The organism is Skermanella sp. (assembly GCF_059503625.1).
The window spans coordinates 1-9,048 of record NZ_JCACHA010000593.1 but is presented as its reverse complement, the minus strand read 5'-3'; the positions used below and the strand labels follow the sequence as shown (position 1 = coordinate 9,048).

8 protein-coding genes are annotated in these 9,048 nt (G+C 65.5%); 4 read left to right on the top strand and 4 right to left on the bottom strand.

Features of this window, described 5'->3' with window-relative positions:
- Positions 1–306 precede the first annotated feature (306 nt).
- The 3 genes from AC5JJ6_RS15430 to AC5JJ6_RS15420 are packed head-to-tail and all read left to right on the top strand — an operon-like array spanning position 307 to position 3,816.
- Positions 307–1,575 carry a ribulose-bisphosphate carboxylase large subunit family protein gene (locus AC5JJ6_RS15430; protein ID WP_496042905.1) on the top strand — a complete coding sequence of 423 codons (1,269 nt, stop codon included), beginning with the start codon at positions 307–309 and terminating at the stop codon, positions 1,573–1,575.
- A gap of 10 nt (positions 1,576–1,585) precedes the next feature.
- Entirely contained in the window at positions 1,586–2,950 is a 1,365-nt protein-coding gene (locus tag AC5JJ6_RS15425) for a four-carbon acid sugar kinase family protein (protein ID WP_496042904.1), read from the top strand.
- A 29-nt stretch (positions 2,951–2,979) separates the two neighbouring features.
- A complete protein-coding gene (locus AC5JJ6_RS15420) occupies positions 2,980–3,816 on the top strand; it encodes a phosphogluconate dehydrogenase C-terminal domain-containing protein (RefSeq protein WP_496042903.1) in 837 nt (278 codons plus the stop codon).
- A 28-nt stretch (positions 3,817–3,844) separates the two neighbouring features.
- Here the strand turns inward: AC5JJ6_RS15420 and AC5JJ6_RS15415 are convergent, their stop codons facing one another.
- Genes AC5JJ6_RS15415 through AC5JJ6_RS15400 form a run of 4 tightly spaced genes read right to left on the bottom strand, consistent with a single transcriptional unit; the run spans position 3,845 to position 7,722 of the window.
- Positions 3,845–4,912, bottom strand: coding sequence for a sulfate/molybdate ABC transporter ATP-binding protein (locus AC5JJ6_RS15415; RefSeq protein WP_496042902.1), 1,068 nt, complete (start codon positions 4,910–4,912; stop codon positions 3,845–3,847).
- A 29-nt stretch (positions 4,913–4,941) separates the two neighbouring features.
- Complete coding sequence (gene cysW / locus AC5JJ6_RS15410; RefSeq protein WP_496042901.1) at positions 4,942–5,823, bottom strand: sulfate ABC transporter permease subunit CysW; 882 nt, start codon at positions 5,821–5,823, stop codon at positions 4,942–4,944.
- On the bottom strand, positions 5,813–6,694 hold the full coding sequence (cysT, locus tag AC5JJ6_RS15405; RefSeq protein ID WP_496042900.1) for a sulfate ABC transporter permease subunit CysT: 882 nt from the start codon (positions 6,692–6,694) through the stop codon (positions 5,813–5,815). Before cysT ends, cysW begins: the two co-directional genes overlap by 11 nt.
- Positions 6,691–7,722 (bottom strand): sulfate ABC transporter substrate-binding protein, encoded by a 1,032-nt coding sequence (locus AC5JJ6_RS15400; RefSeq protein WP_496042899.1) that lies wholly within the window; start codon positions 7,720–7,722, stop codon positions 6,691–6,693. The genes cysT and AC5JJ6_RS15400 overlap by 4 nt, the downstream gene beginning before the upstream one ends.
- 245 nt (positions 7,723–7,967) lie before the next feature.
- Between AC5JJ6_RS15400 and AC5JJ6_RS15395 the strand changes: the two genes are divergently transcribed.
- Positions 7,968–8,417, top strand: a complete 450-nt coding sequence (locus tag AC5JJ6_RS15395) for an RrF2 family transcriptional regulator (protein WP_496042898.1) — start codon at positions 7,968–7,970, stop codon at positions 8,415–8,417.
- Positions 8,418–9,048 lie beyond the last annotated feature (631 nt).

Here is a 9,048-nt window from a genome sequence, read left to right as displayed (position 1 = left end):
TTCGAGGTCGTCGGCCATGAGGCACAGGACCGACCACGTGTCCTTGTCCGTCTCCAGCGTCTCGATAGCGAACCTGAACGCGCTGACATCCATGCCGAACTTCCACCGTGATCCAGGCGTCTGGAGCCGCTCGATGCCGCCCCGACTCATCCCCGCCGCATTGTCCCATACTACCTCTTTCGATAAGGTGGATAAAGTGGTGCCGAGGTCGGACTTCGCCGGACTTTATCGGACTTGGCGGAGCCGTGGGGTGCTGGTATGATGAGTATATGACAAGCTGCCAAGAAACACTTTGAGGGAGGCCCGATGACCGCTCGGCGCATCACCGCGACCTACCGTATCGAGACGGCGTACCCGATCCGCGAAGCGGTCGAGACGATGGCGGGGGAGCAATCGACCGGGACCTTCGTCCGGCTGCCCGGCGAGACCGACGAGATGCGCGAGCTTTACGGAGCGCATATCGAGAGCGTCACGGAATTGGGCGAAGTCGCGGAGCCGTCGCTGCCTGGGGCCGGGATACCGAAAGGCCTGTCGGGCAAGCCGGCGTGGCGGCGGGCCGAGGTGGTGCTGTCGTGGCCGCTGGCGAATTTCGGCGCGTCGCTGCCCAACCTCGTCGCCACGGTGGCCGGCAACCTGTTCGAACTGCGGCCCTTCAGCGGGTTGCGGCTGCTCGACATATCGCTGCCGGAAGAGTTCGCCGCGAAGTATCCGGGGCCGAAGTTCGGTGCGGCGGGGACGCGGCGGCTGTCGGGGGTGGAGGGGCGGCCGCTGATCGGGACCATCGTCAAGCCCAGCGTCGGCCTGGGGCCGGAGCAGACCGCCGATCTGGTCAAGGTGCTGTGCGAGGCCGGGATCGACTTCATCAAGGACGACGAGCTTCAGGCCGACGGGCCGCACTGCCCGTTCGAGGCGCGGGCGCGGGCCGTGATGCGGGTGATCGGGGACCATGCCGAGCGGACGGGCAAGAAGGCGATGTACGCCTTCAACATCACCGGCGACCTGGACGAGATGCGGCGGAACCATGATCTGGTCGTGGAACTGGGCGGCACCTGCGTCATGGCGAGCCTGAACTCGGTCGGGCTGACCGGCATGATCGAGCTTGGCCGGTTCAGCCAGTTGCCGATCCACGCGCACCGCAACGGCTGGGGCTATCTGTCCAGGGAGCCGTCGCTGGGCTGGTCCTATGTGGCGTGGCAGAAGATCTGGCGGCTGGCCGGCGCCGACCACATGCATGTCAACGGCCTTCGGAACAAGTTCTGCGAGAGCGACGAGAGCGTCATCGCGTCCGCCAAGGCCTGCCTGACGCCGATGTTCGACAGCAAGCCGTGCACGGCGATGCCGGTGTTCTCATCCGGCCAGACGGTCCGGCAGGCTCCCGCGACTTATGCCGCTCTCGGATCGACGGACCTGATCCATGCGGCCGGCGGAGGCATCATGGCGCATCCCGACGGTCCGGCCGCCGGTTTCGCGGCGCTTCGCGAGTCCTGGGAAGCGGCCCTGGCCGGCGTCCCGCTGGAGGATTATGCGCGGGACCATCCGGCGCTCGCCAAGGCGCTGGGAGCCTATGCGGCATGAGACCGCCGTCATGAGACCCCTGCCCCAGGGTCCGCTGGTCAGCTTCTACGGCGACGACTATACCGGGTCGTCCGCCGTGATGGAGGTGCTGACCTTCGCCGGCTTGCCGACGGTGCTGTTCCTGGACGTGCCGACGCCGGAGCGGCTTGCCCGGTTCGCGGGGTATCGAGGCATCGGCATCGCCGGCGTGGCGCGGTCCAGGGGCCGGAAATGGATGGACAAGCACCTGCCGCCGGTGTTCCGGGCGCTGGCGGAGCTGAAGGCGCCGGTTTCCCACTACAAGGTCTGCTCGACGCTGGACTCCGCCCCGCAGGTCGGATCGATCGGGCGGGCTGCCGAATTGGCCGCCCCGATCCTGGGCGGCGCCTGGCATCCGCTGGTGATCGGCGCCCCCGCCATCGCGCGGTACCAGGCGTTCGGCAACCTGTTCGCGGCGGCGGCGGACGGCGTGCGCTACCGGCTGGACCGGCATCCCGGAATGTCGCGCCACCCGGTGACCCCCATGAACGAGGGCGATATCAGGGTCCATCTGGCTCGCCAGACCGAGATGCCGATCGGGCTGGTCGACCTTGTCGCGATGAAGTCGCGCGAGGGCGACGAGGCGCTGAAACGGGAACGGGCGGCGGGTGCCGCCATCGTGGCGCTGGACGTGATCGACGAGGAAACCCTGATCGAGGCTGGGCGTCTGGCTTGGGAACGCGGCGGCGACAGGATCTTCGGCATCGGATCGCAAGGGCTGGAATACGCGCTGGTCGCCTATTGGCGTTCGGCCGGGCTGATCCCGAAGGAGCCTCCCACCCTGAAGGCGGAGCCGGTCGGGCGGATCGCCTGCGTGTCCGGGTCGTGCTCGCCGGTGACGGCAGTGCAGATCCAGGCCGCCGTGAAGAACGGCTTCACCGGTCTCCGGATCGACGTCAGGCGGGCGGTCGATGCCGATGCCTGGGAGCGCGAGATGGGGCGTGCCGCCGATGCCGCGCTGACGGTGCTGAGCCAGGGCGCCGACCCGCTGCTGTTCACGGCGATGGGGCCGGACGACCCGGCGATCGGCGCGCTGAAATCGGCCGTGGAGACGTCGGGCACCACCCTGGACGCGGTCAACGACCGCATCGGGACGGGCCTGGGCTGGCTGCTGGACCGCGTGATGCGGGAAGCGAAGCTGACGCGCGGCGTCATCGCGGGCGGTGACACCTCGGGCCATGCGGCGATGACGCTGGGCATCTACGCGCTGACAGCGCTGGCGCCGATAGCGCCGGGCTCGCCCTTGTGCCGCGCCCACTCCGACGATCCGGCGCATGCCGGGCTGGAGGTGGCGCTGAAGGGCGGCCAGATGGGAGCGCCGGACTATTTCCGAACAGCCAAGCAAGGCTGCGGCTGAGAACCAGAAAAACGGGAGGGAACAGGAACATGACGAAGATCGCACTGCTGGGCGCCGGAGGAAAGATGGGCGTCCGGCTCGCCACCAACCTGCATGGGTCGAGCTTCACGGTGGACCATGTCGAGATTTCCAGCGAAGGGCGGGAGCGGCTGAAATCCGCCATCGGCGCCGAGTGCGTCGACCAGGAACAGGCGCTGGCCGAGGCCGACGTGGTGCTGATGGCGGTGCCGGACCGGCTGATCGGCAAGATCGCCCATACCTTCATCGCCAAGCTGAAGCCGGGCGCCGCCGTCATCATGCTGGACGCAGCGGCCCCTTATGCCGGGGAGTTACCGGAACGGGCCGACATCACTTATTTCGTCACCCACCCCTGCCACCCGCCGATCTTCAACGACGAGGTCGAACAGGCCGCCAAGACCGACTATTTCGGCGGCATCGCCGCCAAGCAGAACATCGTCTGTGCCCTGATGCAGGGACCGGAGGAGCATTACGCCCTGTGCGAGGAGGTTGCCCGGACGATCTACAAGCCGGTGATGCGGTCCCACAGGGTCACCGTGGAGCAGATGGCGATCCTGGAACCCGCCCTGTCCGAGACGGTCGGCGCCACCCTGTCGCTTGCCATGCGCGACGCCGTGGACGAGGCGGAACGCCGGGGCGTGCCGCGCGAGGCCGCGGTCGATTTCATGCTCGGCCACCTGAACATCGAACTCGCCATCGCCTTCGGCGTCTTCCCGCAGGGGCGTTTCTCCGACGGGGCGCTGCACGCGATCGAGCAGGCCAAGCCGGTGATCTTCAAGGAAGGCTGGCTCGACCGGGTCTTCGCGAAGGAGAACGTGCTTCAGTCGGTGAAGGACATCTGCAAGTAGGGGCGGCCGGCATCCCGGTGCCCCTCCCCTACTCCGCCGCCTCCTGCTGACCGAAGACGCTGATCTGCGGCAGGTTGACGACGCAGCGGTCGCCGACGGCGAGGTTGAGGTCGCGCAGGCGTTCGCGGTCCATCACGGCTTCGATCGCGATGCCGTTCAGGTCGACCTCCACCCTGGCGCTCGGGCCGACGGCGTGGATGCCGAGCACCTTGCCGGTGTTGGGGACGTCGTGGCCGTTGGGTCGGGCCAGTTCGACGTCGTGCGGGCGGACAAAGGCGACGGCGGCGCCGTCGCCGCGCAGATGGGTGCGGGCGAAGGGCTGGGTGGTTCCGGGCAGGCGGGCGACGCCGTCGTGGACATCGACCTCGAACCGGTTGACGTTGCCGAGGAAGTCGTAGACGAACGAGGTCGCGGGGTGGTCGTAGACTTCGGTCGGCGTGCCGATCTGCTCGATCCGGCCCTGGCTCATCACGACGACGCGGTCGGCCAGTTCCAGCGCCTCTTCCTGGTCGTGGGTGACGAAGACGCTGGTGATGTGCATCTCGTCATGGAGCCGGCGCAGCCAGCGGCGAAGTTCCTTGCGGACCTTGGCGTCGAGGGCGCCGAACGGCTCGTCCAGCAGCAGCACCTTGGGCTCGATGGCGAGGGCGCGGGCCAGCGCCACGCGCTGCCGTTGGCCGCCGGAAAGCTGGCTGGGATAGCGGTCGGCGACCCAGCTCAACTGGACCATCTCCAGCAACTGCATGACGCGGGCGCGGATCTCGCGCTTGGACAGCCGGACGGCGCGCGGCCGGACATCCAGGCCGAAGGCGACGTTGTCGGCCACCGTCATGTGGCGGAACAGGGAATAGTGCTGGAAGACGAAGCCCACTTCGCGGTCGCGCGGGCTGCGGTCCAGCGCGTCGTGGCCGAACAGGCGAAGGCCGCCGCTGTCAGGGTATTCCAGCCCGGCCATGATGCGCAGCAGCGTGGTCTTGCCGGAACCGGACGGCCCGAGCAGGGCCAGCAGCTCGCCCGACTTCACTTCGAGGCTGACCCGGTCGAGCGCCACGTAATCGCCGAAGCGCTTGGAGATGTTGGAGACTTCGATGGTCATGGCAGACCCTTTCTCAAAGCTGCTTCGGCTCAATGCCGGGCCGAAGCGGCGAGTTCATCGCCGTACCGCCATTCCAGCAGCGACTTGACCACCAGGGTCACAAGCGCCAGCAGGGCCAGCAGCGACGCGACGGCGAACGCGGCAACGAAGTTGTATTCATTGTAGAGGATTTCGACGTGCAGCGGCATCGTGTTGGTCATGCCCCTGATATGGCCGGAAACCACCGACACCGCGCCGAATTCTCCCATCGCACGGGCGTTGCACAGCAGGACGCCGTACAAAAGTCCCCACTTGATGTTCGGCAGCGTCACCCGGCGGAAGACCTGCCAGCCGCTGGCGCCGAGCACGACGGCGGCCTCTTCCTCCTCCGTGCCCTGCTCCTGCATCAGCGGGATCAACTCGCGGGCGACGAAGGGGAAGGTCACGAAGATGGTCGCCAGCACCAGCCCCGGCAGGGCGAAGATGATCTTGATGTTGTGGTCCACCAGCCAGGGACCGAGCCAGCCGTTCAGGCCGAACAACAGCACGTAGACCATGCCGGAGATCACGGGAGAGACCGAGAACGGCAGGTCGATCAGCGTTATCAGCAGGCTCTTGCCCCGGAACTCGAACTTGGCGATGCACCAGGACGCGGCGACGCCGAAGACGAGGTTGAGCGGAACCGCGATGGCCGCGACCAGTACCGTCAGCTGGATCGCCGAGACGGCGTCCTGCTCGACCAGGGCGTCCCAATAGGCCTCGACCCCATGCCCGAGCGCTTGGACGAAGACGAGGATCAGCGGCAGCAGCAGGAAGACCGCGAGGAAGGTCAGCGCGCCGCCGATCAGGGACAGGCGCAGCCAGAGCGGCTCCCGCAGTGCGGGACGCCCGGCGGAGGGGGCAGCGGAAGGAACTGTCGTTTCAGCCGGCATGACGCTTCCTCATCCAGGCTTGCAGCATGTTGATCGCCAGCAGCATCGCGAAGGACACCATCAGCATCAGGGTCGCGATGGCGGTGGCTCCCGCATAGTCGAACTGTTCCAGCTTGATGATGATCAGCAGCGGGATGATCTCGGAGATGCCCGGCATGTTGCCGGCGATGAAGATGACCGACCCGAACTCGCCCACGGCGCGGGCGAAGGCAAGCGCCGTGCCGGTGATCAATGCCGGCAGGATCGCCGGGAAGATCACCCGGCAGAAAGTCTGCCAGCGGGTGGCGCCCAGGCTTACCGCCGCCTCTTCCTCCTCCGGCGCCAGATCCTGAAGGACCGGCTGCACCGTGCGGACGACGAACGGCAAGCCGATGAAGGTCAGCGCCACGATGATGCCGATCGGGGTGAAGGCGACCTTGATCCCCATCGGCTCCAGCCACGACCCGATCCAGCCGTTGCGGGAATAGAGCGCCGTCAGCGCGATGCCGGCGACGGCGGTCGGCAGCGCGAAGGGCAAATCCACGATGGCATCGACGATCTTCTTGCCGGGGAAGCTGTAGCGCACCAGCACCCACGCGACCATCAGGCCGAAGAAGGCGTTGATGAGGGCCGCTATCAGCGACGTCCCGAAGCTGACCCGGAAGGCCGCCAGCACGCGCGGCGTCGTCACCGCCGACCAGAAGCCGGACCAGCCCAATCCGGCGGCCGCCAGGATCAGGCCCGCGAGCGGGATCAGCACGATCAGGCTGAGGTAGCACAGAGTAAAACCCAGCGTCAGCCCGAAGCCGGGCAGAACGCTGGGTTTCCTCAGCGACCACCTCCCCACGCGCACCTGCGGCGCGCTTTTAAGGGAGATATCGGTCACGGTCATTTTCCCGGCTGATAGATCTGGTCGAAGATGCCGCCGTCGGAGAAGTGCTTCTTCTGCGCAGCCTGCCAGCCGCCGAGCCGTTCATCTATCGTGAACAGGTTGGCCTTGGTGAAGACGTTCTCGTACTTGGCGGCTACCACCGGATTGCGCGGACGATAGAAGTTCTTGGCGGCGATCTCCTGTCCGGCGTCGGAGTACAGGTAGTTCAGGTACGCCTCCGCCACCTTGCGGGTGCCTTTGCGGTCCACGACCTTGTCGACGACGGCGACGGGAGGTTCGGCCAGTATGGTCAGGCTGGGAACGACGATCTCGAGCTTGTCGGCGCCCAGTTCCTTGATCGACAGGAACGCCTCGTTCTCCCACGACAGCAGGACGTCGCCCAGGCCGCGTTCGGTGAAGGTGATGGTAGAGCCGCGGGCGCCGGTGTCGAGCACGGGCACGTTCTTGAAGATCTGCTCCAGGAACTCCTTGGCCTTGGCTTCGTCGTCGTTCCACTTCTCCAGCGCGTAGCCCCAGGCCGCCAGATAGTTCCAGCGGGCGCCGCCCGACGTCTTGGGGTTGGGCGTGATGACCTGGACGCCCGGCTTGGCAAGGTCGTCCCAGTTCTTGATGCCCTTGGGATTGCCCTTGCGGACCAGGAAGACGATGGTCGAGGTATAGGGCGAGCTGTTCTGCGGCAGCCGGGCCTGCCAGTCCTTGGCGATCTGGCCGCGTTCGGCGATGGCGTCGATATCGTAGGCCAGCGCCAGCGTCACGATGTCGGCGTCGAGCCCGTCGATCACCGAGCGCGCCTGCTTGCCCGAGCCGCCATGCGACTGGTTGACCCGCACGCCATCGCCGCCCTGGGTCTTCCAGTACTCGGCGAAAGCCTTGTTGTATTCGACATAGAGTTCGCGCGTCGGATCGTACGAGACGTTCAGAAGCGTCGTATTTGCGGCCGCCGGCATGGAGGTGAGCAGGCCGCACCCAAGGGCGCCAGCCGCAAGTGTGGCACCGAGAAATCCGCGTCGGAGAAGGCCGATCACCATCTTGACTCCCCTGTTCATAGCGCTTGCGTTTGAAACTACGAACAACACAAACTTTATGTGTGTGTTTTGCACAACTTCCACCGGAATAGTAGAGTTATAAGGCCCGAGATGGAAAGCTTTTTTTCGGGTCTGGCACAATCATGAAATTTCGCCACGCCGCCCCGGCGCGTCACGATCCCGACAAATGCCTTGACCCAGGCTCTTTGGAGCGCACATAACAGCCGATCCGCGGGATCAGGGCCATTATGCTGACGAACAAGGGAAAATACGGTCTCAAAGCCCTTCTGCATCTGGCGAACCACGAAGGCGACGGATCGATTTCGATTTCCGACATCGCCGAAAGCAACAACATCCCGAAGAAATTCCTCGACGCCATCCTGCTGGAGTTGAAGAACGCTGGCCTCCTTTACAGCAAGAAGGGCAAAGGCGGCGGCTACTGGCTGGCCAAGCCGTCGGACAAGATCATGCTCAGTTCGGTCATCCGCGTGCTGGACGGCCCCCTGGCACCGATCGCCTGCGCCAGCAGGACGGCCTACCGCCCCTGCGCCGACTGCGAGGATGTCGCGGCCTGCGAAATCCGCGCTCTCATGCAGGAAGTCCGGGACGCGATGGCGAAAGTGCTGGACGGCACCAGCCTTGCCGACCTGCGCAGCCGGAGCGCCGCGGCGGAAGCGATCCTGCTCTACGATATCTGAGGCGGGTCTGAGGCGGGTCTGAGGTGGGTCTGAGGCGGGACCAATCGATTGCGATCCGCGAATGTCGATTGGCGGCGTCGCATTTTGCAAAGGGCTTGGTTCATATTTGGTTTTCGAGTGATCTTGACTGAAGGCCGACAGGGATGGGCCAACAGCGTTTTCGACACGCTGGGGCGTCAATTTTTCCACGGATGGACACGGATTTCACACGGATGAACACGGATAAATTGAACTTTGAATACATCCGCGACATTCGATCCGCTCAACGTGCATCTTATCCGTGTCCATCCGTGGAAAGCCTAAGAAGGTTTGGAGGCACGAGGCTCATCACCCTGAAACCCGACGTGAGCAAATCCCGCCCCTGGACCTATTCTCAAGATCAGGCTGGGCGGGCATGCTTGTTGCTGTGACATGGCTTGCAAGAGCTGGCAGTCACAGGCGGGTTGAAGGCGATGGGTCGCGGTGGAGTGATATATTTCGATCGGGTGAAGGCGGTGCGCCGTCAGCAGGCCGCCAATCTCGGACGCAACCGGGACACCCTGCCGGATGAACACGCGACGATGTCCGATAAGGTGAACTTCAACCTTGCGATAGCCCAGGTGTGGCACCTGATCGTCGCGGATCGACTGAA

Excerpts from the sequence above, each read along its gene's own strand:
- AC5JJ6_RS15430 (WP_496042905.1), top strand. The coding sequence starts at position 307 with ATGACCGCTCGGCGCATCACCGCGACCTACCGTATCGAGACGGCGTAC.
- AC5JJ6_RS15425 (WP_496042904.1), top strand. The coding sequence starts at position 1,586 with ATGAGACCCCTGCCCCAGGGTCCGCTGGTCAGCTTCTACGGCGACGAC.
- AC5JJ6_RS15420 (WP_496042903.1), top strand. The coding sequence starts at position 2,980 with ATGACGAAGATCGCACTGCTGGGCGCCGGAGGAAAGATGGGCGTCCGG.
- AC5JJ6_RS15415 (WP_496042902.1), bottom strand. The coding sequence starts at position 4,912 with ATGACCATCGAAGTCTCCAACATCTCCAAGCGCTTCGGCGATTACGTG.
- cysW (WP_496042901.1), bottom strand. The coding sequence starts at position 5,823 with ATGCCGGCTGAAACGACAGTTCCTTCCGCTGCCCCCTCCGCCGGGCGT.
- cysT (WP_496042900.1), bottom strand. The coding sequence starts at position 6,694 with ATGACCGTGACCGATATCTCCCTTAAAAGCGCGCCGCAGGTGCGCGTG.
- AC5JJ6_RS15400 (WP_496042899.1), bottom strand. The coding sequence starts at position 7,722 with ATGGTGATCGGCCTTCTCCGACGCGGATTTCTCGGTGCCACACTTGCG.
- AC5JJ6_RS15395 (WP_496042898.1), top strand. The coding sequence starts at position 7,968 with ATGCTGACGAACAAGGGAAAATACGGTCTCAAAGCCCTTCTGCATCTG.